Genomic DNA, 24,159 nt, shown 5'->3' with positions numbered 1-24,159 from the left:
TTCTTTTAGGAATTTTCATTTTGGGAATTCAATGTATTATAATAATACCCTTTTTTAGCTAGCAGCTCTTCATGGTTTCCCTGCTCAATCACACCGCCTCGTCCGAGCACAATGATTTTATCTGCATTTCTGATGGTTGATAACCTATGCGCTATGATAAAGCTGGTCTTATTTTCCATCAATTTGTCCAGGGATTGCTGAATCAATAACTCTGTCCTTGTATCAACATTGGATGTGGCTTCGTCAAGAACCAAAATCTCCTTTTGAGAAATAATTGCCCTTGCAATTGTCAGAAGTTGTCTTTGACCTTGAGAAAGACTATCCCCCGCCTCATTCAATAGAGTTTTATACCCGTCAGGGAACTTTCTGATAAAATCATCTGTGTTGGCCTGCTTTGATGCAGTTATAATCTCATCATCTGATGCATCCAAATTGCCGTATCGGATGTTTTCTTCAATGGTATCTGAAAATAGCCAAGACTCCTGCAATACCATTCCCATAAATGACCTTAACGAGTGTTTATCATATTCGTTGATGTTTACTCCATCAATCGTTATTTCACCGGAATCGATGTCATAAAGCCTCATAAGCAATTTGATAAGGGTTGTTTTTCCGGATCCTGTCTCGCCGATGATGCTTATCTTTTCACCTTTTTTAACTGTTAAATTGAAATTGTCTATGATTTTTTTGTCTTCAGTGTAACCGAAACTGACATTTTCGAATTTTATCTCGTCATTGAAAGATTTAAGCTCCTTACCGGATGGATTTTCCTCTTCTTCCATCTCTAAAAAGGTAAAAATTCTATCTGCAGCCACCATGCCTGCTTGAAGTTGAGGTAACAGTTTTGTAACATCTTTAAGAGGAGTGTTGAAATTTTTTAAATATTCAATGAATGTCAAGATTCTGCCAACGGACATTGCACCTTGAATAACTAGGATTCCTCCGATAATTGCAACCAAAACATATCCTAAATTAGAACTTAGATCCATGATTGGATAGTTTGTGGCAGAAATGAATTTAAATTTCCATTCCTGATTATTCCATTCTCCTACATTACCAATAAATTCTTCTAATGCCTGTTCTTCATAATTTAGTGAGCGTATCACTTCCTGCCCACTGAATATTTCTTCAATCTGTTCCGTTGCAGTGGTCTGAACAGCTATTTGTTTATTGAAATATCTTTTGGAAAATCTTTGCAGTATTAGAATAACGACCAAAGTCAATAGAACTACAAGAATGATGACCCCGGTCATCGAAATGTTAATGGTTAACATGACTACCAATGTGAATATTACTGTAATGAGAGAAGATGTGAGTTTTGAAAATGATGAGACAAATGCCTCTCTTAGAAAGTCCATTTCATTTGAAAATAGTGATATTACACTTCCTTTTTCTTTTTCATCAATGGAACTCATTGGCAGGGATAAAATCTTAGTAATTATCCTTTCTCTTAATGTATAAAGAATGTCTGTTGTTACTTTACTTGTATAATATTCATATAAGTATGAAAATACGTTGCCGATGAAATATAAAGTTCCTATAATAAATAAAGTATAGTATAATTTAGGAAAATCGATTGTTCCGCTGTGGTCAATTATTCTGGCTGAACCTTCAATGACTATGTTGATTGCATCCCCTAACAGTATAGGAGCTATAACGGCGCAAATAATGGATAATATTGCACAAATGCCTGTAAAAATGAATGCTGCAGTATGCATTCTCATTAAACGAAAGATAATTTTATTAATTTTTCTAAGCCCTAATTTATTTTCTTGTGAACCCATCATATCCCCTCGTTTAATGTTTCGGTTTGGCTTTTTACTATTTCCCTATAGATTTCACAACTTTCGGTTAATCTGTTGTGGGTTCCCCTATCGATTATCTGTCCGTTGTCCAGCACCAGTATCTCATCAGCATCTTTTATGGTTGAAATTCTTTGGGATACTATTAGAATTGAAGAGTCTCCCATTTCTTTCAGATTGTCCCTTATTGCTTTTTCGGTACTCATATCCAAAGCTGAAAATGGATCATCGAATATGTAGAAATCAGCATCCTTTAAAATTGATCTGGCAATGGATAAACGTTGTTTCTGTCCGCCAGAGAAGTTTGAACCTTCGTGCAACACTTCATCCTCTAAACTGTCTATAAAGTTCACATTAGCCCTGCTTAATGCATGTTTAATATTTTCGTCACTTGCATCTGCGTCAATAATTGTCATGTTGGACCTCACTGTTCCTTTGAACAAGTGGGCCTTTTGTGGAGTTAAGCTTATCCTTTCCCTTAAAGTTTTCAGTTTAAGGTTTTTTATGTTTTCTCCATTTATCAGTATTTCACCCGCAGAAGGGTCCTGAAGACGAGGTATTAGATTTAGGATTGTGGATTTGCCACTGCCAATACCTCCAATTATTGCCACGGTTTTTCCCGGCTCTAATTTAAAATTAATATTTGTCAATACGTCCTTTTCACTTTTAGGATATTGAAAAGAAACATTCTTAAATTCGATTGTGGACCTTCCTTCATCAATTGTCTCAATTTCCCCATCAACAATGTTTAATTCTGTATTCAGTATTTCTTTCACACGATTGATGGAAACAAGTAAATCTGGAAGATATGTAAAGAATGTTGCAACCATTAGAACAGCAGCTACAATTTGGCTTGCATATTGAATAAATGCAAGCAAATCACCAGTTAGAATTGTTCCGGATCCTATTTGATGGGATCCGAAGTAAAGTATTGAGACAATCATGATTGATGAATGCAATGCCATTGCCGGATTCATTAATAGAGTTGTTTTCTTAATGAAATATCTTGTCTCTTTGAATTCGTCATTTATATCTTTAAATTTTTTTGATTCATAGTCCTGTCTGACAAATGTTTTAATAACCGCCATGCCCGTAATGATTTCACTAACCCTTTTATTGATATCGTCGAGCAGTTCTTGCATCCTACCCATTTTAGGCAGGGCTTTCCTTAAAAGCATATACATGAAAAAGAGAATAATAATCAATATCATTACTATAATCCAGTATAAGTCTGTTCCCAGTTGGATTGTTTTTATAACGCCCCCAATTGCCATGACCGGCGCGAATACAATCACATCCAATATCCACCATAAAATCGATTGGATATATGACACATCATTTGTTGTTCGAGTAATCAATGAAGCTTTTGGTATGTCATTGAGCTCATGGTTTGAAAATTTCAAAATTTTTGAAAAAAGGATTATTCTTAAGTCTTGTGCAAATTCTGATGCGACCCTATTTGAAAAAAAGTAAACAATTATCCCAAGACTTGTAACAAGAATAGTAAGTGTTATCATTGCTGTTCCTGCACTGTAAATGTATGCCATGTCCGCATTTGCAATACCAATATCCACAATGTTTGCAGTATATTCCGGCAACCTTAATGTGAAGTATGCTTCAAGAACCAGCAATATTATTATAAGGATTATCGTTTTAATATTCTTTCTCAATGGCGACAATAAACTGACCATATTATTTAATTTTTATTTTTTCATTAATAAATATTTAATAAAAAAATAATTAACAACTTATTTTCTATCCAATTAACAAGTATATTATTAGTTATATCTGTAAATGTTCAAAAAATGTTACATTCTTATTTTGAATATAACACTGTTAAGTTAAGAGGGATAAAAAAAAGAAAAAATTGGATATAAGGATAAAACCTTATAACCATTTAGCTTTGGATACGTGATCAGTGAATGGAATTGGATCGTCAGTGACCATACCTGGGATGTATCCGTAGATTTCTCTTACTTTGTTGTTTACGGTACTCCATACTTTAGCTACAGGGATTTCACATGGACATACATCGGAACATTGACCACAGTTAGTACATGCGTCAACCATGTGCACCATACGTGTTAAGTGGAAGAATGGAGCAGCAGGAGTGTATCCACCAGGAACCCATTCAGGACCTTCAGCTTCGAGACAGCAGTCTTCACAGAAACATAATGGACATGCTTCACGACATCCGTAACATTTCATACATTTGGAGAATTCATCTTCGTATTGGTAGAATACATCAATGATGTCTCCGGTAGTGCCTGCGTAATCAACATCTTTTTTAGCTTGGGATTCTTTAAGCATAAAGTTGTTGATGTTTTCCCTGATTTTGATACCTTTTTCGATAGGTTCTTCGGTTGCGATTAAGCCAGCTTCAATAACTTTATCCAATATTTCAGCACCTTTGTCTGAAAATACTTCAACGAAAGTAGCTTTTCCTGCTAAAGGACCGATAACTCCCCAGTTACCTAAAGCTAAGTCGGCATTGGATGGGATTTTGAGGTTACATCTTTGACAGTTTTCTCTTCTTCCCATACCTTGTTCTTCTAATTCATCGATTTTGAAACCTTTTTCACCATCAGCTGTTTCCATGATGAGTTTTCCTTTTGAGATTTCTTCTTTGATAACGTCTTTAGGATCTAATTCGTATACATCTCTAATCATGTTCATAGTTGGAACAGGTGACATTGTTCCACCACAGTTAACACCGATCATAATTACGTTTTCTTCGATGATTTTGCCTTTTTTCATTAATTCTCTGATGGTCATTGCATCACATGGTTTACATGCGACAGCAAGTTTCATGTATCTTGCACCATCTAAGTATTTGGATACAAATTTAGCTATGTTTAAAGTACCACAGTGAATTGAACCAGCGGTTTTGATTACATCAGCTGGGTCAGTTACAAGAGTTGGAACACCATCGTAAATATCGTGACCTTCGGTTACACCTACAACACCGTCAACGATACCTTCTTCTAATAAGTATTTCATGATAGTAGTTACTACTCCACCGTATTCACCTTTTTCTTTGATATCTTCAATAGCAGAGTATGCGTAGTACATATCGTTAATTTTTGCGCTCATTTAAATCTACTCCTCATTTATTTACCTACTTTTACGGTGGTAGTTGCCATGTTTTCAGCTTTAATTTCTGTGTCAGTACCTTCTTTGTAGACTTCTCCTTTCATTTCAACAACTTCAGGGAGTTTTTCTACTTGGATAGCACAAGCTTTTAATTCAACCATTTTAGATTTAGGGTCGAATGAATCGGAGTTGGTTAATACATTTGCAGCACATTCTACGAAGTGCATTGGAATGTTTACAATACCTTCTCTGATGTCGTCAGTTACACGAGCAGGAATTGCGATTTCTCCTCTTCTTGAGAAAGCTCTTACAACTTCACCATTTAAAATTCCTCTTGCTTCAGCATCTTTACTGTTGATTTCGATGAATCCAGTTTTAACTTCGTTGGATAATGTTTCACATCTTCTGGTCATTGCAGCGTGATAGTGGAACAAGATTCTTGTAGTGGTTAATAATAATGGGTATTCATCATCTACGGTTTCAACAGGTCCTTTGTGTTCTAATGCTTGGAAGACACCTAAACCATCAGGGTGTGCGAATTTTTCTTTGTGCATTAATGGTTGACATGGGTCATCTTCGGAAGGACAAGGCCAGTGAAGTGCTTCAGGAGTGTCTAATCTTTCACGGTTCATACCTGCCATGATAGGAGCACATTCTCTGATTTCTTCAAAGATTTCTTCAGCAGATTCGTAGTGGAATAATGGTCTTGGTACGCCCATTCTGACTGCGATTTCTTCCATGATTTTCCAATCTAACCATGCGCCTTCAGGAGGTTCTTGTGCTTTGTGTAAGCATTGTACTCTTCTTTCACCACTGGTGAAGGTACCTTCTTGTTCACCCCAACCTGCTGCAGGTAATACAACATCAGCACATTGTGCGGTATCAGTTAAGAAACATTCTTGTACAACTAACATTTCTAAGTTTTCAAGTGCTTCTTTGGTGTGTTGTACGTCTGCGTCAGAGAGAACTGGGTCTTCCCCGTGGATGTATAATACTTTTAAGTCACCAGCGTGAGCAGCGTTCATCATTTCTACTAAGGTTAAACCAGGAGTGGTTGGTAAGTTTACTTCGTAACCTTCTCCACTGTAGTAGTCGTTGAACCATGCGGTAGTTTCTGGGTCTTTAACTTTTCTGTAACCTACGTAATCGGAAGGTAATGCACCCATATCACAAGCACCTTGTACGTTGTTTTGTCCTCTTAATGGGTTTACACCAGTACCTTGTTTACCAATGTTACCAGTTAACATTGCGAGGTTTGCAGTGGACATAACGTTGTCAGCACCGTGAGAGTGTTCAGTAATACCTAATGAGTATACAATAGCAGCTTTGTCAGCAGATGCGTATTCAATAGCTAAGTGTTCGATTACTTCAGGTTTGATACCGGTAATTTCAGAAGCCATTTCTAAAGTGTATTTTTGAACAACTTCTTTCATTTCTTCGTAACCTTTGGTTCTGTTAGCGATAAACTCATCATCTTGCAAGTCATTGTCGATGATGACTTTAATCATAGCATTCATTAAAGCTACGTCAGTACCAGTTTCAAATTGTACATATTCATCTGCGATTTTAGCAGTAGGAGTAAATCTTGGGTCTAATACAACTAATTTAGCACCGTTTTGTTTAGCTTGAATCATTTTACGTCCAAACAATGGGTGTGCTTCCATGTTGTTTGATCCAATACAGAAAATGTAGTCAGCTTCTTTAATACTGTCGAATCCGTTGGTCATAGCACCTGATCCGAAAGTGGTAGCTAAACCTGCTACGGTAGGACCGTGACAGATACGTGCACAGTGGTCTACGTTTTGAGTACCACAAGCTACTCTTGCTAATTTTTGAGTGATGTAAATGTTTTCGTTAGGTGAACGAGCACATGCGTAGAATCCAACTTTGTTTGGATCTTCGTCAGATACTTCTTTGAGTTTGTTAGCAACTAAGTCTAATGCTTCATCCCAAGAAGCTTCTCTAAATTCACCGTTTTCTTTTATTAAAGGAGTAGTTAATCTGTCTTCCCTATTAATAAATTGGTATCCAAAGTTTCCTTTTGGACATACTTTACCCTCGTTTACAGGGTGTCTTTTTAAAGGTTCTACACCAACAATTTTTCCGTCTTTAACAACGAAGTTGAGTCCACAACCAGTACCACAGTACGGACAGATTGTTGGTACATATTTTATCTCAACCATTTTATAATCTCCAAAATATATATTTTATAAAATAATTTAAAAAAAGAAGCTTTAAAAGCTTCTTATTGTTTAAAATTTACTAGCTTATTCTTTGAGGAAAGTGTACCAGTAGATACATGCTACAAAGACTGCTCCACCGATGATGTTACCGATAGTTACAGGGATTAAGTTATTAATAATGATAGTACCCCAGTTAACACCTTCAGCACCTAAGAACATACCTAATGGTATGAAGAACATGTTTGCAACACTGTGCTCAAATCCGATACATACAAACGCCATGATTGGGAACCAGATTCCCACGATTTTACCGATGACATCGTCGGATGCGTTAGCTAACCATACAGCTAAACATACAAGCCAGTTACAACCAATACCCTTAATCATTGCAGTTAAGAATGGCATTGTAACTTTACCTTCTGCTACAGAAATAGCTTTAGCAGAAATAGCGTATGCTGGTGCGGATGCGTCAGTAGGACAAATACCGCCCATGAAAGCGAGAACGTAAGCAACGAATAATGCACCTACAAAGTTGAATACCCAACTGAGTGCCCAATTTTTAGCGAGACCGCCAACAGTAGCGGAACCGTCTAATACACCGAGAGTCATGAACATTACATTTCCAGTGAACAATTCAGATCCTGCGATTACAACAATAATCAAACCTACAGGGAACACTGCACCGAAAACAAATTTTTCTAAACCGATTGGAGCGCCTGCTTTTAACATACCTGCGCTTGCAACAACAGCTAATAAACCACCAAATGCAATATAAGCTCCTGCTAAGAAGGAGAGCAATATTACATTAACAATATTTGCAGAGTTTTTTGCTCCAGCAGTACCGGAAATTGCTTTTGCGGTTTCTACTGGACTTTTAAAAGATGAACTCATATTATCAACCTCTTTATTCCCTTTAAATTAAATTTTTTATAATACTAATGAATTCCACAATTTAAGATTTTCAAAGTATTATGATAATATATTAGTTGTTTATATATAAAAAGGATTTGTTATTAGGACGTAAAAGAAATATTTAAATAGTACGAGGAAATAAAATTAAACTTAATGATAAATCATGATGAATAGTTTTAATATCGTGATATTCTTCTTTTTTTAACCAAAATATAATTTAAAGATTTTAATTTTCACAAAATCATTGTAAAAATCGTTAATATTGAAAATAGATTAATTTTAGCGAGAATTATGCAATTTGTTGTAAAAACAGCTGATTAAATTTTTTTCGAATTACATGAATTAATTCACATCATGAAAAAAAATAAGAGGATAAAATTAGAAAAGTTAACCCGATGCCATGACCAATTCACCGGTCCTAGGGTCTTCGTAAACTTTTCCAACTTCCCTAAATCCACTATCTTCAAGCCCGCCAGCATCCGTATAATTTTGATTGAACGTATCTGCTGTTGAAACATCCTGTGTTTTAGGAGATTCTGAAATTAAATCGGGATTAGCTGATAAGGCCATTATGGCAAAAATTAAAAATCCCAATGCCAAAACAAGCATGGCATCAGAAAGGTTATTTAAACCGCTCATAGGGTCATCATCAGCAGATTCAGAAATCCTTCTTCTTTTCCTAAGCATTATTTCACCATTTGTTTAAAGTCTCTAACTCCGCTTCGGCAATAGTTTCCACATTAATCAGATCTGATTCATACCACTGCTTTTTATATTTAGAAATCAGGTATGATAATGCACCGACCGATAAACCTGTGACAGTAGTATCGAAAGCAATTGTTAAAGCTTGCGCAAGTACAGATATATCCCCTGTGCCCAATGATGCCAGACCAGGCCCTAATGGAATTAAAGTTCCTAAAAGACCTAAAATTGGACCGACTTTAATCAGGATATCTGTTTTATTGGTTTTTTTAATAAGTCTTGTTTCTTCACTGGAAATCAATTCACTGGCTAATGCTTTTCTTGCATCACTGCCAATATCATGATTATTAGCTATTCTAACTAAAATTTCCTTCTGGTAATCAAATAGATTGCTTTTTTCAATCACGCTTTTCATCTCAGAAACATTATTTGAAAAAGAAACCTTTCTTATTAAGTCCTCCAATTCTTTGGAACTAATCGGTTTTCTTGATATATACTCATTAATGACCCCTCCAAAAGAAAGAATAACGATAATTACTGAAATAACCAGCAAAATAATAACAGGTGTCAGCAGACTTTCTGAAAGGATATGAATTAATGAAGTCAGTGTTTCAGTACCTTGAATTATCATGAATTTCCTCCATTCTCATTTAAAACCACGCCTATGACCATGATGATTGCAACGGCTATAATCATGTATATTATCTGATATGTCGGAGTTAAAATTAAAAACGAGGTGAACATGGTGTAATCCAATCCTCGAGTAGAATTGTAAGTAAAAGCAAAAATAAACATCAATATTGAAAATAAAGTCATATACTCCCCAACAATAACCGGATATGGTCGTTTTGCATGAACTAATAATTTTGTTGTCTTATAAACACAAAATACTATGATAAAAACAAATAAAGAATATAAAACCATGTCAATGAAAACTAGTTTTGATTGACATGCAAACAATAAGGTTGAAATAACAAATAGAATCGAAAGCAAATAGAATGGATATTTAAAACCATATTTTCTATAAGCCAGCATTATGCCAAAAATGGCTATTGCAATGATGAAAAACAGATAGCTATAATAATCCATTAGAAATGAGAAAGCATGAGTCAAATATATAGAGACATTCATTAACACGAATGAAACAATTGAAAAACCTAAAGAAATCATCAATAACCTAATATTATTAATATTATTGCCCCCAAGCAACAGCGCCAAATTCGCCGAAAATAATATTATAATTATTAATAAGTATCCTGCAATCAAATCCATATTTCAACCACTACATTCTATTATTTATAATTGTATATTATTCAACATGAATATATAAACATATCGTAATGAATTATTAAAAAATAAATTACCCAATGGAAATCAGCTAAAAAAAGTAAAAAAGATAATTAAATATTATAAATTAAAAATTAATTAAAAATATCAATAAAATAAGAAAATAAAAAGATTAAATTAATATTTGAAATCATGATATTACTTAATCTTCAATCAATTCATAATATGATCCTTCGGCACAGGAGATGCAAACTGGCCTTCCTCCCCTGATTAAATGTCTGCCGTCAGTAACCTTTTCACCGCAAACGGAACAGAAAGTGGATGTGTGAGGTTTACCTGGCATTTGCGCTTCAGTTAATTTTACCTTAACCTTTTCTACTTTGAATAGCTCTTCAGGAGGGGTGTTTCTGAAACGTGCAACCATTTCTTCTCTTGTTTCTTTGTTTTTTTCCTTTTTGTTTGCATCCGCATCGGAAATTCTTAAGGCCTCATCCGTATCCATATTATAGAAGGTTACGGCAAATTTTCCATAATACATCTGTTTGAGAGCCCTTTTACCCATAGTGCATTTGGTAACGACCTGAACCGCATCGGCCATGCATCTGTCAATTTCCAAAAATACGATTAAATTTTTATGCCTTTGATTCAACTCCATTCCCATCAATTCAAGACCGTACATTGCCAATTTGGTTCCAATAGCTATTCCTCCACAGATTTCTCCGTGAAATTCACCTGCCATTTTTAATTGTTCGTCATAATCTTTTATATCCATCATATCACCTACAAGTCTAATTTTAAATTTGTCTTTAAAGGTACACATACCTTTCTTTCATCGTCCAATTCTATTAATTTAACATTAATTGAATAAGCATTTTTTAAATTTTTTTCAGTTATAACCTCTTCAGGACTGCCGAAATCTATGAATTTCATGTCTTTCATTATTGCTACTTTATTTGAACTCAAAAATGCATGATCCGGAAAATGTGAAGACATTATTATCGAAAGTCCTGATTTTGATAAATTATCGATTATTTCCAAAAGTTTAATCTGATTTCCAAAGTCCAAATGTGAGGTAGGTTCATCCAATATTAATATATCTGGTTGCTGGCATAGAACTCTTGCTAAAAATACCAGCTGCCTTTCTCCACCACTTAAATTTGTGTATTCCTTATCCTTTAAATGCTCGATTCCTAAAGTTTTAAGAGAATCCAAGGCTATTTCAATATCCTCTTTTTTAGGGGAAGAAGTCAAATTTAAATACGGCGCCCTTCCCATTACAACAACATCCAAAACAGTGAACGGAAATGACGGCACATGAGCCTGAGGGATATAACCGATATGCCTTGAGATTTCAGAAAACGATAATTTTTTGATATTTTTACCATTGATTAATATTTCGCCCGAATCGACCTCATGCAATCCATTGAGGCATTTGATTAAAGTAGTCTTGCCTGTTCCATTAGGGCCTAAAATACATAATACATCCCCTTTATCTATAGAAAAGCTGATATCCGAGAATATTTTCTCATCTTCATATGAAAAAGAAATATTTTTAACTTCAAATAATCTAGTATCTACGACCACTCTGAATACCCCTTTTTAAGTAAATATAAAAATATTGGAACACCGATTATTGCGGTTAGAATTCCAATCGGAATTTCAATTGAAATCAATGCGCGTGAAATATTGTCCACCAGAAGCAAGAAACTTGCACCCAAACTCAAAGAAGCGGGAATTAAAACTCTATTATCAGGACCTACAATCATACGAGTCATGTGAGGTATAACAAGGCCTACCCATCCTATAATTCCACTTATGGATACTGCTGCTGATGTGAGCAATGTGCATCCTGCAATAATCAGCAATCGGACTCTTGTAGGGTTTAAACCTAAAGACTGTGCCTCTTCATCACCCATGGCAAGCAAGTTCATATGCCACCTAAGTGCCATCAATATAATTGTGCCTATGATTATTGGAATCAGAATCATGATTAACTTGTCTAAATTAACAGAAGCCAAACTTCCCATCAGCCAATAAACTATTTCAGGCAGTTTATCATCAGGATCTGCAATAAACTTAATGGCTGAAATCAGAGAGTTGAAGAATGCCGAAATGGCAACACCTGATAGGACCAATATCAATATTCCTCCGGCCTTGTATGCCCTTGAAATCAAATAGGTAATTGAAACTGAAATTATTCCAAAAACGAATGCAAATATCTGTGTTACAACACCCGCTCCGCTGATTAAAATAGCTAAAGCCGCACCAAAACCTGCACCGTTGGATACTCCAAGCAAATCCGGGGATACAAGAGGGTTTTTAAAAATGCTCTGAAATGCAGCCCCCGCCATGGATAAGGCAGCGCCAACGACAATGGCTGCAATAATCCTTGGAAGCCTTATTTCATAAACGATTGTAGTTATTGTTGGTGAAACTTCCAATTGCGGGAATATCGGGCATAGTATCGTATTTATTACATCAATCGGACTGACCGGATATCTTCCAAGCAGAAATGATGCAAAAAATAAAATGATTGGGAGGAAAATTAAAAGTACAATGCTGATAATCTCCTTTGACTCCTTATCCATTGAAATTCCTCTATAAATTAGATTCCTTCATTCCTGAACCTATCAAAATTTCTTTCGCTTGATCATCGCTTAAATCAAAATGATAGAAATTACTGTAAAATTCCTTAACCGTGCCCACCATGTTGATATCCTTATAATCGTCAGGGTAAATGACTTTTGCAGTCCATGGAACACCGATAATCATGTTGGCTCCTACCGGCCTATCAAACCATTTGAATGGAGATTGCGGTGAGAGATAAACTTCCTTATTTTGAACCGCTTTAATATGGGCCCAATTTGAATCATTATACACTCCTGCATAGAATTCAGGGTCAGTAGTGATGATTACATCAGGATTCCAACTCATTACCTGTTCTATTGAAACTTGTATGCTGCTTGTTGTATTGCCCTGATTTAATGAATCAGCGGCGTTTTTTGCACCAACCAAATCAATCAATTGCCCATGTGATGAACCGGAAGGACTTGTTTGAAGTCCATCATCACCAGATGCATAGTAAACAGTTTTTTTATCGCCATCAGATAATTTTGATGATTTATCATGCACCATGTCCAAATATTTATTATTAAAGTCATTGAGCTGATTGGCCTTATCTTCAGCGCCTACAATCTTGCCCATGAACAATATTGATTCTCCTACTTTTTCAACATTGGTTGTATCTCGAACGGCGACAACTGGAATTGAACCGAATTTTTCCTGACGTTCATTAACAGTGGACAAATCTCCGTCCCCTCCTTCGTCAATAGATTCTATTACAATATCCGGTTCTGAAGCAATAAATTCCTCATAACTACCATCTTGAGTACCAAACCAACCTCCAACAACCGGCAAATTGGCATATTGACTTGGAACATATTTCAGTTCCTCATCTGTCCATTGAAAGTTAACCGCCTTTAGCTTATCGGGCGCAATCATATAAAGCACAGTGGTCATTGGAGGAGAAGTGGCTACAACATTACCAATCCCCTGAGGTATCTCTACAGACCTATTAATCATATCAGTTATATTTTGAGAACCGGAATTCTCTACAGTTGAAGGAGTTAAAAATATGTGGGTAGCAACACCCAAAACTATTAAAATAGCCAATATTAATAGTATTACCTTCATTTTCTTTTCCATTATAAACCCCCGAATAAAAATCACTTCGATAGGAATATATATTCACTAAGTTATTAAATAACTTTTCCAATAAATAATTTAATTATCATTAATTCAATTATAAAAATGTATAAATATATTTTAAAATAAATATATTGGTTAAATCAAATTTTAATGAGTTATATTTGCTAAAATACAATAATAAAATAAATTATCGTTAGTATTTTGATTAATAAAGCATTGACTTAAATAAACTTAAATAAAACACTCGACATATTAAATATAGGGGAAAAGTATGAAAATTGAAGAAATAGATGCTATTCAATATAGAAATGAAAAAGCATGTGACGTAAAAGAAAATGTCGTGAAAGACGAAACAATCACATTAACAATCAACGGAAGCATTTCGCGTAGCCTATCTGCAATAGAAGATTCACTTGAGGAGTTTGCAGTCGGATACCTATTCAATGAAAATATGGTAAAGTCAATGGAGGACATTAAAAAAATAGAAATTGAAGGCCCTCAAATCAACGCTGAAATTGACGATAAACTCTTAAGAACAAATGAAACCGTGCTCTGTTCCGACTCTGCAGGAGGATGGAGAAGCAAAATAAAAGAGGTAAATCCTGTCGAGTCCGATTTCCAGGTAAGCGTAAAAGAATTGATAGCAAGAATAGAAGAGCTCAAAGACAATGCGGAAATCTGGCAGGCAACCGGAGGAACACACGTTGCAGGAATCGTCTATAAAGACCAATTCGTTGTAAAGGAAGACGTGAGCCGCCATGTTGCAGTTGACAAAGTAATCGGATACGGATTAATACATGGATTCGATTTAAACCATTCCTATGTGATTTACAGCGGAAGAATGCCTGCGGACATGGTTATAAAAATGACAAGAGCCGGCGTTCCAATCTTGGCATCAAACGCAGCTCCCGCTAATTCAGGATACAATATTGCAAAAAAAGGAAATATTACTCTCGTCGGATTCCTAAGAGGCCAACGCTGTAATATCTATAATAATCAAAATAGAGTAATTTTTGACTAAACTACTCTAAAACAGTGTGTCTTGCTTTCAAGTCACTTTCGGTTTGTTGCATTTTTTCCATTAGCTCGGAAACGATAGCATCCAAAAATACTAATGTTGTCAATTCAAATGCGGTACCCAATGGGGTTAATGAAGTGTAGTTTCCATGAATTTGACGTTTTATATAATTTTCATCATCAACTTCTTTTTTGGTCCTACCTTTAACAAGGATATAGCAATCACATAACTGTCCTAAAGTTGAATCAGGATATGAAGTCAAAGCCATAACTTTTGAACCTCTATTTTTAGCTATTTTAGCGGCAGAAACGATGGTATTTGTTTCACCGGAACCTGAAATGGCGATTATACAATCGTCTTCATAAATAGCTGGAGAGATGGTTTCGCCTACAACATAAGCACTTAAACCTAAATGCATCAATCTCATTGCAAATGCCTTCGCTGCAAGACCAGATCTTCCCGCTCCTGTAACAAAAATATTTTTAGACTCTATAATAATATTTTCAAATTTATCAATAGCCTCTTCATCCAAATAGTCTTCAGCACCTTTTATGTTATCTAATATAGCCTCAATAGAAGTTTTCATTATTTCCATTTTATCTAATTCCCAAAATCAATATTATTAATTATGATTACAATTTTATATATAATTAATGAAAATTCAAAGTCAGGGATTGATAAGCCTAAACATTGACGGGAAAATTTATGACTATAAATTATATGAAAGCTTGGAATCCTTATCCAAAACAAAATCCCAAAGGAAATCGGCAAAGGAACTTAACATTTCACATACAGTATTCAACAGAAGGTTATTGAAGGCCGAAGATAAATTAGGGTTCAAAATTACTGAAAAAGTGGGAAATGGGACAATACTTACAAAAGAAGGATTGGGCCTGCTGGAGGAATTCAGGAAATATGATATCCAGATTGAAAAGACATCCAGCATCAACATAGTCGGAGGCCACATCAGCACAGGCCTTCTGGAAAGTATTGAACTGCCATTCGACGTTAACATTTACAGCAGCAACGACGAAGATGCGTTTGAATTGGCAAAAAGAGGTGTTGTTGATATTCTGACACTGGACGATCCTTTGATAGCTTTTGAAAGGGATTTAAATTTCTTTCCGATAGCCTACGATTATCTTGTTCTGGTTTCAAGCCCAAAATCCAAAAAGATTGAAAGCATTTCCGATTTGGAGGGTCTTGATTTTGTGGAAGTGTCCGGATCGGCCCAAAGGCTTGCATGGAACAGTCTAAGGCATTATGATATAGATTTCAATCTCAAAGAAAGCGTGAACTCCCAATTCGATGCCTTCAAACTTGTCAAGAACTCTGAAAATCTGCATACTTTTTTGAATGCCAGTTACTTCAAAGGCAATGAACTTTTAAAATTCGATACACGGCACGTTATCAGCCTGATTAAGGTCAACGACGACAAGCCGGAAGTTAATGAACTGATTACTTATCTGACAAACGAAGGGCAGAACCATCTTGAAAGACAAGGTTTTGCACCTATGTGAAATTACTTTTCAAATGCTCTTAGAAAAATCAGATTTATAATATGATAATATATTATTATCTACATCAATCGGGAAAATTTTTTTGTGATTTATCATGAAGCTGTATTTTCAAAAGATTAAATAATGATAAAAAACAATATTAAATTGAAATATTTAAAGGCGATATTATGGCAAAAAACAGAGATTTACTAGCGATTGGCCACTCTGCTCATGATTATATTATTAGAGTGCCTGAATTTCCAAAAGCAAATTTTTCAGCTCCAATTACTAACTTAAAAACTTTCAATGGAGGAGCTGCTGCAAATGTTGCTTGTGTTGGAGCAAAATTAGGATTAAAAACTTCATTGGTTTCTGCAGTTGGTGGAGATTTCAAAAAAACCGAATATTATGAACATATGCAGAATCTGGGAATCGACACAGAATCACTAATCATTGTTCCGGGTGAAGCAACACCTACAGCATTCGTCTTGACCGACGACAATGAAGACCAGATTAGTTATTTCTACTGGGGTGCGGCACGCGAGTTTGCAGAAAGCAAAGTTCCGACATCTGCAATTAAAGATGCAAATGCAATCCATTTGGCTACCGGAGACCCTGACTTTAATTGGAAATGTTCAGAAGAGGCAAAAAACGAAGACTTGCTTATCTCATTTGATCCGGGCCAAGACCTTGGAATGTATGACACTAAAAAATTAAGAGAAGTCATTGAAAATACCACAATCCTTTTCGGAAATCATCATGAGATTGAAAGGATATTGGATGCCCTCGAAGTTGACTTGGATGGCCTTAGAGGATTAGGTCCAAAAATCATTGTCAAAACCTGCGGGGCAAACGGCAGTGAGATTTATTCAAATGAAGAAAAAATAAAAATCGATGCAATAACCAGAGAGGCAGTAGACCCAACCGGCGCTGGAGATTCATATAGAGCAGGATTCTTATCAAGATTCCTAAATGGAGAATCTCTTGAAGAGTCTGCAAAATTTGCATCATCAGTTTCATCATTTATTGTTGAACATGAAGGCTGTCAAACCAATATGCCTAGTTTTGATGAAGCATTTGAAAGAATGGATGAATTTTACTAAATCTATTCTTTTTTTAAATTTTTTTAAAGTTAACTTTATTTTTATCAATATTGCTTTAATTTCAATTTACTGAAACCAAATGACTATTTTTTTAAAAATCAATTTATTCATATCAATTAATTTGGAATTAAAATAAATCCTACTAATTTAAATAGTAATAAAATAATATAACACAATATCAACTAAATATGAGATTATTATAAAATAAATTTGACTGTTTTAAATCTAATTTGACTATGACGTGATAAATATGACACAAATTAGTGATGCGAAAAAGGGAATTTTAACCGATGAAATGAAACACGTTGCAGAAATAGAAAATGTTTCAGAAGATTTTATCTTAAGATCTGTAGCTGAAGGTACCATTGTAATACCAAGCAACGTGAATAGAGATATTGAAGCATCAGGTATTGGTGCGGGATTAAGAACTAAAGTAAATGCAACTGTTGGAACCTCAACAGACATCGTTAATTTTGATGAAGAAGTTTTAAAAGCTCAAATTGCTATTGATAACGGTGCAGACTGTTTGATGGAATTAAGTATTGGTGGAGACTTAGACGTAATAAGAAATAGAGTGCTTGACATGTCTCCTTTACCAGTGGGTTCCGTACCTGTTTATCAAGCGGCTATTGAAAGCATTAGACGTGACGGTTCTGTAATTTACATGGATGAAGATGATTTATTCAACACCATCGAAAAGCAAGCAAAAGATGGTATTGACTTCATGGCTGTTCACAGTAGTATCAACATCGAAACCTTGACCAGACTCAAAAGGCAAGGCCGTGTAACCGGACTCGTATCCCGTGGAGGATCATTCATGTCCGGATGGATTGTTGAAAATGAAAAGGAAAATCCATTATACGAAAACTTCGATTATGTATTGGAAATAGCTAAAGAGCATGATGTTGTGCTTTCACTTGCAAACGGTATGAGAGCAGGGTCCATTGCTGATTCAACCGACAGGGCACAAATACAAGAATTGATCATTTTAGGGGAATTAATCGACAGATCCCGTGAATTTGGAGTGCAATGTATGATTGAAGGACCAGGACACATTCCAATTAATGAAATTCCAACAAACGTGATGATTCAAAAGAAAATGTGTTCAAACGCCCCATTCTACATGTTAGGACCTATTGTATGTGATGTAGCACCTGGTTACGACCACATCGTATCTGCAATCGGTGCAGCATCCTCCGCAAAAGCTGGAGCAGACTTCATCTGTTATGTAACTCCTGCCGAACACTTGGCTCTTCCAAACCCTGACGATGTAAGGGAAGGAGTAATAGCAACCAAAATCGGAGCTTATGCTGGAGACTTGGCTAGCGGACAAATCGATGGTTCACAAGATTTGGCTATGGCTGAAGCACGTAAAAAACTCGATTGGGAAGCACAATATGAATGTGCAATGTTCCCTGAAGCTGCACGTGCCAAAAGGGATCAAAGACCTCCTGAAGAAGAAGACACCTGTACCATGTGTGGTAACTTCTGTGCGGTAAAAATCGTTAACGAATGGTTAGACCAATCCGATTCTGACTTAATTAAATAGATTCTTAAATCTATTTTTCTTTTTTTCTTTTTTAATCAATCTATTCTACATTGATATTGAATAACTCAATAAAATTTTTCAATTTCACAACAATATTATAAAATTACTTCAATTTTATAAATAAGCATTAAAATAATCTTATTTAGAAATTAATGGGCCAATAATCGTTTATTTTAGAAAATATTTATATACAATTAAATTCATATTAATAACCAACCATACAAGGTGAATAATATGAACGTTGATAAAGACCTTTCCATTGTTTATGACCCAGAAATCCTAACTAAAATCAAGGAAATGATAGAAGAAGGATTTGAAAAACTTAAAACATTTGTTAAAAAAGAACATGATAAAATTATTAACAAAAAACCAAATTTTAAGTTATATAATGAATTAGATCAGAAATTTGATGACATCTCATTCAAATTAAAAGAATTAAAATTATATTCCGAGTTAAATTATTTCATTTCAATTTCAGATTATATTCTATACATTATCCAAGCAAATTCAATTGATTCGACATTTGGATACTGTAATTTTGCTCTTGAACTACTAGAATTCTTTATGGAAATATTCAAAACAAATATAAAATATTACAATTCCCCCCAGAATGTTAATTCTGATGAATATACAATAATACAAGATAATTTTAAAGAAAAATATCATGAGTATAGGCGCGAATTTTATTGGAATATCTATGAATATAGTGATGATTTTGATGAAAAACAAATGTATGAATTCGCAAAAAGTTTAAGGGATTGAAAACATGCCTTTCTTTATAGACACAAATATGGCTGTGGGATATACAGTAATCCATGACAAATGGCATGAGGCTTCAAATAAATTTATCAACTCCAATTCTAACATATTTTGGTCTAATCTAGTTCAGGACGAGTATACAGCAAAATTAGATGATATTCTAGATGATATAAATATTTTTTTAAAAATCACTTTAAACATCCTAAAAAGCAATGAAAAAGATTTTTCTAGTTATTATATTTTTGAAAAAGATATTCTTAAAAGAACTAAAATATGTAATTTAGATGATATTAAAAAACGAAAAATATTGGAATATTTTTGGAGCAACTGTGTAGGGCACGAGGGAATATCTGAAATAATTTATTTAAAATTTAGAAATTTTAACCGAAATTTTAAAAAAATGTACTTAAAAAGAGACAAAGATTTAAATAATCACTTAATTCTCCACAATTGTGGCTTAGACAATTATCTGAAATATCTGGATTATGCAAAACAATTGTATGAATGGGGAGTTCATTCACCTGACTGCAAAATCATTGCCGATGCCCATGATTGCGGACTCAAACATGGGGATTTGATTTTCATCACAGCAGATGCCGAAATGCTTGAAAAGATTGTCTGCCATGACACTTCATTTCTGGAAATCATGGAATTCCAATCTTGTACTTAATATTTTTATATTAATAATTAGAAATATTAATTAGTATAACTTATTTTACGATAATTTTTTTATTAAAACGGTGAATATAAATGACACATTGGATTGAAAATGTAGCTATTGAACTAGCAAAAAGAGATGTAGAAGAGCACATTATTGCAAGCGGAACCTCAATTTCAGGTTCTATTCATATTGGAAACTCATGCGACATATTTATTGCTAACGCGATTGGAAAGAAATTAAGGGAAATGGGAAAGCAAGCAAAAACCATCTGGATTGCAGATGACCACGACCCCTTAAGAAAAGTCCCATATCCTTTACCTGAAGATTACGACAAATACTTAGGTATGCCATATTCAATGATTCCATGTCCTGACGGATGCTGCGCAAACTTCGTAGAACACTTCGAAAAACCATTATTAAGCGTGATGGACGATTATGGAATTGAAATGGAAGCCAAATCCGGTTTTGAAATGTACAAAAACGGAGATTATAACGATTACATCAGAACTTCCCTTGAAAATGTTGAGGAAATCAAGGAAATATTCAACGAATACAGAAGAGAACCTTTGGCTGACGATTGGTTGCCATACAATCCGATTTGTGATGAATGTGGAAGAGTAAATACTACCTACGCCTACGATTTTGACGGAGACATCATCAAATACAGATGTGAATGTGGCCACGAAGGTGAAATGGACATTAAATCTGGAAACGGTAAGCTCACCTGGAGAGTGGAATGGGCAGCAAGATGGAAAATCTTCGGAACCACCTGTGAACCATTCGGAAAAGATCATGCGGCCAGTGGCGGATCATACGATGTAAGTAGCGTAATATCTGAAAAGATTTTCGACTACCCTGCACCTTTCCCTGTGCCATACGAATGGATTACTCTTGACGGTGAAGCGATGAGTAAATCCCATGGAGTGTTCTTTGCTCCTGACGAATGGTTGAAAATCGGACCTGCAGAAAGTCTTAACTATTACCTGTTCAGATCAAAACCAATGAAAGCGAAAGATTTCTCACCAAAAATGCCTTTCTTAGACTTTATTGACCAATTTGACACTGTTGAAAAAGTATTCTATGATGAAGAAGAAGCTCCATCAGAAAAAGAAGGCAAAAAATTCAAGGAAATCTATGAAATCGCTCAAATTCATGAAGGTCAGCCTTTACCTTTCAGACCGCCATTCAGATTCCTGGTCAATGCATACCAGATTGCAGGAGACGACCTTGAAAAAATCTTTGAAATCCTAAAGAAAAACTCACAATTAACTGAAAGCTTTAAGGATAAAGAATTTGGCGACTTGACCGAACTGGAATTATCCCAATACCGTGAAAGGGTTGACAATGTAATTTACTGGTTGGATACCTATGCGCCTAAATTCGTGAAATTCCAAGTGCAGGAAAAAAGCATTCCAAAATTGCCATTGACTGATGAGCAAACAAAATTCCTATCTGATTTGGCTGATTTGATGGAAAACAATGAATTTACAGACGCAACCGAATTGCACGATGCAATGTATGAACTCCTAGAAGCTCAAGGATTAAAACCTCAAAAAGGTTTCCAAGCTATTTATAAAATGATTCTTGGTCAAAAACAAGGTCCAAGAGCAGCATCATTCCTATTAAGCTTAGATAAGGATTTCGTTGTAAAAAGATTAAGACAAGAAGCTTAATCTTTTAAATTTTTCTTTTTTTAAAACAAGGTTTTGAACTCTTTTTTGTACTGGACCTCACCGGCACCATCAACTTTTACATAGTCCAATTTTTCAAAGATGCCTATTAGAATATCCTCTTCACTGTCGAAATTAACGATGATGCTTTTGAAATCGTACTCAATGGCTATCTTTTCCAGCTGCCTGATTAATTTGTAAGCTATTCTTTCACGATCATCATAGGAATTTAAAAATAGTGTAGTGATTTCAGCCGAATCGCTGTCATAGACTTTAAAGCTTGTGCATCCTACAGTCTTGCCGAAGCTTGTTAGCAGCAATACCACCTGCGGCTCTTCTAAAAAGCATCCGAATGAATCGCAAAATTTAATGAATCTTTCATCTCTTTCATCAGTTACTATGATTTCCATTATTTGACCTCAGTTGTGTTTCCGACTTTTTCAAGTTCGCAGTCCCAAATTTCAGAGTTATTGCAAACGAATTCTAAAAACAGATCCCTGCACCTAATGTCATTCAAAACAACAACTTCGACATCGTTGCATTTGAGCAGGTTTTCCGCTCCCATCAATGTTGTATTTTCACCTATTACAACACGAGGGATATTGTATAAGATTACAGCTCCCGAACACATCGGGCATGGAGATAAGGTTGTATAAAGTGTGCATTTGATATAATCTTCATAGTTCAGGCGTCCTGCGTTTTCAATTGCATCGATTTCAGCATGCAAAACAGCAGAATCATTTTGAATTAAACGGTTATGACCTCTGGATATTATTTCACCATCTTTAACTAAAACGGCCCCGATTGGAAGGCCACCTTCCTTTAAGGATTTTTCCGCTTCCCTAATAGCTTCCTGCATGAAAAAATTATCAGATGTCATGTTAAAAAAAGATAGATTTTAGATGAATTTAATCATCTATTTAAATCTATTGAATAGTCCTTTATTGGATTCTTTTTCTAATGCTTCTTCAAGTTGCTTGATTTCGTTGTTTAATTTGGAAATTGTACTTTTGGAATCATTAGACAATTTGTCGTAACTACTTTCTTTAAGTTTGAGTTGAGTTGTAAGGGAAGAAATTTCGCTTTTATAGCTTTCAATTTCTTTTTTGTTTTGGCTGTCAACTTCATCCTTGTAGTTACCGAGATCGATTATTTCTGCTCTTAGCTTGTCGAGCTCTTCAGAAATACTTATGTTTTCTTTTCTAGCACTAGATAACTTGTCTTTCAAATCGTTGACTTCATCAGTTAGTTGTTGATTCTCGTTTTTAACGTCTTCAATGTTGATTGAAGCCAATTTTTCCTTGTATTCATTAATTTGAGATTCAAGCTTTTCCTTAATGGAACCTATTTCATTTTCAAGCTTATCAGCTCTTACCTTATTAACTGCACCTTCTGCACCTAATTTACCAATCTGATTACTTAAATCCGCATTAATGTCAAGCTGATCAAAGTATTTTCTAGTACTTTTTTCTAACGCATCAGTCAATTCCCTTTTAAGCTGCTTTAACTCGGCATTTTCCTTTTTGAGTTTAGGAATGACTTTGTTGGTTAGATAATTAAGTTCACTAGATTGATTAGATAATTTCTTTTCTCTTTCGATTAATTTTGCTTTTAAATCATCTAAAATTTTTGAATCATTGCTTTTTGAGGATTTGTCTTTAGGTTTTTCTTCAGCTGTTTTTTCGACGACCTCTTCAGCAGGTTCCTCAGCAACAGGCTCTTCAACCACTTCTACTTCAGCCTCTTCAACAGCAGGCTCTTCAGCAGGTTCCTCAGCAACAGGCTCTTCAACCACTTCTACTTCAGCCTCTTCAACAGCTTCCTCTTCAACCTCTTCAGCAGTCTCTTCTTCGGCGACCTCTTCGACCACTTCAGCTTCAACAGCCTCTTCAGCAGGTTCCTCAACAACCTCATTTACGACAGGTTCTTCAACTACTTCAGTTTCAACAGTTTCTTCTTCAGTTTTAGAACGACTTTTAATTTTATCTAAATCTAATTTAACTTTTTGGCCATACATGGCATTCATTGGTTTTTCATCTGACATTAATATCACCAAAAATAGCAATAATAATTTAAAATTCAACTACGATATACAAATAATGAATTTGAATTTTAGAATATTTAAGTATTATTGAATAGGCGCTGCAACATTGATTTTGAAAATTACAAATATTATTAATATTATGAAGGTCAATAGATTATATGCTAAATTA

General features: G+C 35.0%; 23 protein-coding genes. 7 read left to right on the top strand and 16 right to left on the bottom strand.

From position 1 onward, the window contains the following. Nucleotides 1-5: 5 nt before the first annotated feature. From TL18_RS00930 to TL18_RS00875, 12 genes are all read right to left on the bottom strand, one after another. Nucleotides 6-1,784: an ABC transporter ATP-binding protein gene (locus TL18_RS00930; RefSeq protein ID WP_197031827.1), complete on the bottom strand. Its 1,779-nt coding sequence runs from the start codon at nt 1,782-1,784 to the stop codon at nt 6-8. Next, nucleotides 1,784-3,472 carry an ABC transporter ATP-binding protein gene (locus tag TL18_RS00925; RefSeq protein ID WP_197031826.1) on the bottom strand — a complete coding sequence of 563 codons (1,689 nt, stop codon included), beginning with the start codon at nt 3,470-3,472 and terminating at the stop codon, nt 1,784-1,786. Before TL18_RS00925 ends, TL18_RS00930 begins: the two co-directional genes overlap by 1 nt. A gap of 217 nt (nt 3,473-3,689) precedes the next feature. Continuing rightward, complete coding sequence (locus tag TL18_RS00920) at nt 3,690-4,895, bottom strand: Coenzyme F420 hydrogenase/dehydrogenase, beta subunit C-terminal domain (protein WP_067040019.1); 1,206 nt, start codon at nt 4,893-4,895, stop codon at nt 3,690-3,692. 17 nt (nt 4,896-4,912) lie between these two features. Further along, the gene (gene fdhF / locus TL18_RS00915; RefSeq protein WP_082706308.1) at nt 4,913-7,078 is read right to left on the bottom strand and encodes a formate dehydrogenase subunit alpha; all 2,166 of its coding nucleotides are present in this window, start codon (nt 7,076-7,078) and stop codon (nt 4,913-4,915) included. An 84-nt stretch (nt 7,079-7,162) separates the two neighbouring features. Beyond that, nucleotides 7,163-7,969, bottom strand: a complete 807-nt coding sequence (locus TL18_RS00910; RefSeq protein WP_067040016.1) for a formate/nitrite transporter family protein — start codon at nt 7,967-7,969, stop codon at nt 7,163-7,165. A 408-nt stretch (nt 7,970-8,377) separates the two neighbouring features. After that, a complete protein-coding gene (locus TL18_RS00905) occupies nt 8,378-8,677 on the bottom strand; it encodes a DUF2149 domain-containing protein (protein ID WP_067040013.1) in 300 nt (99 codons plus the stop codon). A 4-nt stretch (nt 8,678-8,681) separates the two neighbouring features. Then, entirely contained in the window at nt 8,682-9,323 is a 642-nt protein-coding gene (locus tag TL18_RS00900; protein ID WP_067040009.1) for a MotA/TolQ/ExbB proton channel family protein, read from the bottom strand. After that, nucleotides 9,320-9,964, bottom strand: a complete 645-nt coding sequence (locus TL18_RS00895) for a hypothetical protein (RefSeq protein ID WP_067040006.1) — start codon at nt 9,962-9,964, stop codon at nt 9,320-9,322. The genes TL18_RS00900 and TL18_RS00895 overlap by 4 nt, the downstream gene beginning before the upstream one ends. Before the next feature lie 217 nt (nt 9,965-10,181). Next, nucleotides 10,182-10,754, bottom strand: a complete 573-nt coding sequence (locus TL18_RS00890; RefSeq protein ID WP_067045307.1) for an FmdE family protein — start codon at nt 10,752-10,754, stop codon at nt 10,182-10,184. A gap of 5 nt (nt 10,755-10,759) precedes the next feature. Further along, a complete protein-coding gene (locus TL18_RS00885) occupies nt 10,760-11,563 on the bottom strand; it encodes an ABC transporter ATP-binding protein (protein WP_067040003.1) in 804 nt (267 codons plus the stop codon). Beyond that, entirely contained in the window at nt 11,554-12,567 is a 1,014-nt protein-coding gene (locus TL18_RS00880; RefSeq protein WP_067040000.1) for an iron ABC transporter permease, read from the bottom strand. The genes TL18_RS00885 and TL18_RS00880 overlap by 10 nt, the downstream gene beginning before the upstream one ends. A 10-nt stretch (nt 12,568-12,577) precedes the next feature. Continuing rightward, a complete protein-coding gene (locus TL18_RS00875) occupies nt 12,578-13,684 on the bottom strand; it encodes an ABC transporter substrate-binding protein (protein WP_067039997.1) in 1,107 nt (368 codons plus the stop codon). A gap of 274 nt (nt 13,685-13,958) precedes the next feature. Between TL18_RS00875 and fdhD the strand changes: the two genes are divergently transcribed. Then, nucleotides 13,959-14,708, top strand: a complete 750-nt coding sequence (gene fdhD, locus TL18_RS00870) for a formate dehydrogenase accessory sulfurtransferase FdhD (protein WP_067039995.1) — start codon at nt 13,959-13,961, stop codon at nt 14,706-14,708. Between the two features lies 1 nt (nt 14,709). Here the strand turns inward: fdhD and hxlB are convergent, their stop codons facing one another. Further along, nucleotides 14,710-15,300 carry a 6-phospho-3-hexuloisomerase gene (hxlB, locus tag TL18_RS00865; RefSeq protein WP_067039992.1) on the bottom strand — a complete coding sequence of 197 codons (591 nt, stop codon included), beginning with the start codon at nt 15,298-15,300 and terminating at the stop codon, nt 14,710-14,712. Nucleotides 15,301-15,358: 58 nt separating this feature from the next. Here hxlB and TL18_RS00860 point away from each other — a divergent pair, with 58 nt between their 5' ends. The 6 genes from TL18_RS00860 to lysS all read left to right on the top strand — a co-directional run bounded on the left by TL18_RS00860 (nt 15,359) and on the right by lysS (nt 21,949). Continuing rightward, nucleotides 15,359-16,225 (top strand): LysR family transcriptional regulator, encoded by an 867-nt coding sequence (locus TL18_RS00860; RefSeq protein ID WP_067039989.1) that lies wholly within the window; start codon nt 15,359-15,361, stop codon nt 16,223-16,225. Between the two features lie 167 nt (nt 16,226-16,392). After that, nucleotides 16,393-17,307 (top strand): carbohydrate kinase family protein, encoded by a 915-nt coding sequence (locus TL18_RS00855; protein WP_067039986.1) that lies wholly within the window; start codon nt 16,393-16,395, stop codon nt 17,305-17,307. Between the two features lie 250 nt (nt 17,308-17,557). Continuing rightward, a complete protein-coding gene (thiC, locus tag TL18_RS00850) occupies nt 17,558-18,856 on the top strand; it encodes a phosphomethylpyrimidine synthase (protein WP_067039983.1) in 1,299 nt (432 codons plus the stop codon). A 234-nt stretch (nt 18,857-19,090) separates the two neighbouring features. Beyond that, nucleotides 19,091-19,618: a hypothetical protein gene (locus TL18_RS00845; protein WP_067039980.1), complete on the top strand. Its 528-nt coding sequence runs from the start codon at nt 19,091-19,093 to the stop codon at nt 19,616-19,618. Nucleotides 19,619-19,622: 4 nt separating this feature from the next. Further along, complete coding sequence (locus TL18_RS00840; protein WP_067039977.1) at nt 19,623-20,285, top strand: hypothetical protein; 663 nt, start codon at nt 19,623-19,625, stop codon at nt 20,283-20,285. Between the two features lie 80 nt (nt 20,286-20,365). Beyond that, on the top strand, nt 20,366-21,949 hold the full coding sequence (gene lysS, locus TL18_RS00835) for a lysine--tRNA ligase (protein ID WP_067039974.1): 1,584 nt from the start codon (nt 20,366-20,368) through the stop codon (nt 21,947-21,949). A 20-nt stretch (nt 21,950-21,969) separates the two neighbouring features. On the opposite strand, the gene TL18_RS00830 is transcribed toward lysS, so the two are convergent. Genes TL18_RS00830 through TL18_RS11155 form a run of 3 tightly spaced genes read right to left on the bottom strand, consistent with a single transcriptional unit; the run spans nt 21,970 to nt 23,990 of the window. After that, on the bottom strand, nt 21,970-22,356 hold the full coding sequence (locus TL18_RS00830) for a hypothetical protein (protein WP_067039971.1): 387 nt from the start codon (nt 22,354-22,356) through the stop codon (nt 21,970-21,972). After that, on the bottom strand, nt 22,356-22,826 hold the full coding sequence (locus TL18_RS00825; protein ID WP_067039968.1) for a nucleoside deaminase: 471 nt from the start codon (nt 22,824-22,826) through the stop codon (nt 22,356-22,358). Before TL18_RS00825 ends, TL18_RS00830 begins: the two co-directional genes overlap by 1 nt. 36 nt (nt 22,827-22,862) lie before the next feature. Beyond that, nucleotides 22,863-23,990, bottom strand: a complete 1,128-nt coding sequence (locus TL18_RS11155) for a hypothetical protein (RefSeq protein WP_067039966.1) — start codon at nt 23,988-23,990, stop codon at nt 22,863-22,865. Nucleotides 23,991-24,159 lie beyond the last annotated feature (169 nt).

This window comes from Methanobrevibacter sp. YE315 (genome assembly GCF_001548675.1).
Taxonomy (GTDB): domain Archaea; phylum Methanobacteriota; class Methanobacteria; order Methanobacteriales; family Methanobacteriaceae; genus Methanocatella.
This window is presented reverse-complemented; position numbering and strand designations above follow the sequence as displayed.

Excerpts from the sequence above, each read along its gene's own strand:
- TL18_RS00930 (WP_197031827.1), bottom strand. The coding sequence starts at position 1,784 with ATGGGTTCACAAGAAAATAAATTAGGGCTTAGAAAAATTAATAAAATT.
- TL18_RS00920 (WP_067040019.1), bottom strand. The coding sequence starts at position 4,895 with ATGAGCGCAAAAATTAACGATATGTACTACGCATACTCTGCTATTGAA.
- fdhF (WP_082706308.1), bottom strand. The coding sequence starts at position 7,078 with ATGGTTGAGATAAAATATGTACCAACAATCTGTCCGTACTGTGGTACT.
- TL18_RS00910 (WP_067040016.1), bottom strand. The coding sequence starts at position 7,969 with ATGAGTTCATCTTTTAAAAGTCCAGTAGAAACCGCAAAAGCAATTTCC.
- TL18_RS00905 (WP_067040013.1), bottom strand. The coding sequence starts at position 8,677 with ATGCTTAGGAAAAGAAGAAGGATTTCTGAATCTGCTGATGATGACCCT.
- TL18_RS00900 (WP_067040009.1), bottom strand. The coding sequence starts at position 9,323 with ATGATAATTCAAGGTACTGAAACACTGACTTCATTAATTCATATCCTT.
- TL18_RS00895 (WP_067040006.1), bottom strand. The coding sequence starts at position 9,964 with ATGGATTTGATTGCAGGATACTTATTAATAATTATAATATTATTTTCG.
- TL18_RS00890 (WP_067045307.1), bottom strand. The coding sequence starts at position 10,754 with ATGATGGATATAAAAGATTATGACGAACAATTAAAAATGGCAGGTGAA.
- TL18_RS00880 (WP_067040000.1), bottom strand. The coding sequence starts at position 12,567 with ATGGATAAGGAGTCAAAGGAGATTATCAGCATTGTACTTTTAATTTTC.
- TL18_RS00875 (WP_067039997.1), bottom strand. The coding sequence starts at position 13,684 with ATGGAAAAGAAAATGAAGGTAATACTATTAATATTGGCTATTTTAATA.
- fdhD (WP_067039995.1), top strand. The coding sequence starts at position 13,959 with ATGAAAATTGAAGAAATAGATGCTATTCAATATAGAAATGAAAAAGCA.
- hxlB (WP_067039992.1), bottom strand. The coding sequence starts at position 15,300 with ATGGAAATAATGAAAACTTCTATTGAGGCTATATTAGATAACATAAAA.
- TL18_RS00860 (WP_067039989.1), top strand. The coding sequence starts at position 15,359 with ATGAAAATTCAAAGTCAGGGATTGATAAGCCTAAACATTGACGGGAAA.
- TL18_RS00855 (WP_067039986.1), top strand. The coding sequence starts at position 16,393 with ATGGCAAAAAACAGAGATTTACTAGCGATTGGCCACTCTGCTCATGAT.
- thiC (WP_067039983.1), top strand. The coding sequence starts at position 17,558 with ATGACACAAATTAGTGATGCGAAAAAGGGAATTTTAACCGATGAAATG.
- TL18_RS00845 (WP_067039980.1), top strand. The coding sequence starts at position 19,091 with ATGAACGTTGATAAAGACCTTTCCATTGTTTATGACCCAGAAATCCTA.
- TL18_RS00840 (WP_067039977.1), top strand. The coding sequence starts at position 19,623 with ATGCCTTTCTTTATAGACACAAATATGGCTGTGGGATATACAGTAATC.
- lysS (WP_067039974.1), top strand. The coding sequence starts at position 20,366 with ATGACACATTGGATTGAAAATGTAGCTATTGAACTAGCAAAAAGAGAT.
- TL18_RS00830 (WP_067039971.1), bottom strand. The coding sequence starts at position 22,356 with ATGGAAATCATAGTAACTGATGAAAGAGATGAAAGATTCATTAAATTT.
- TL18_RS00825 (WP_067039968.1), bottom strand. The coding sequence starts at position 22,826 with ATGACATCTGATAATTTTTTCATGCAGGAAGCTATTAGGGAAGCGGAA.
- TL18_RS11155 (WP_067039966.1), bottom strand. The coding sequence starts at position 23,990 with ATGTCAGATGAAAAACCAATGAATGCCATGTATGGCCAAAAAGTTAAA.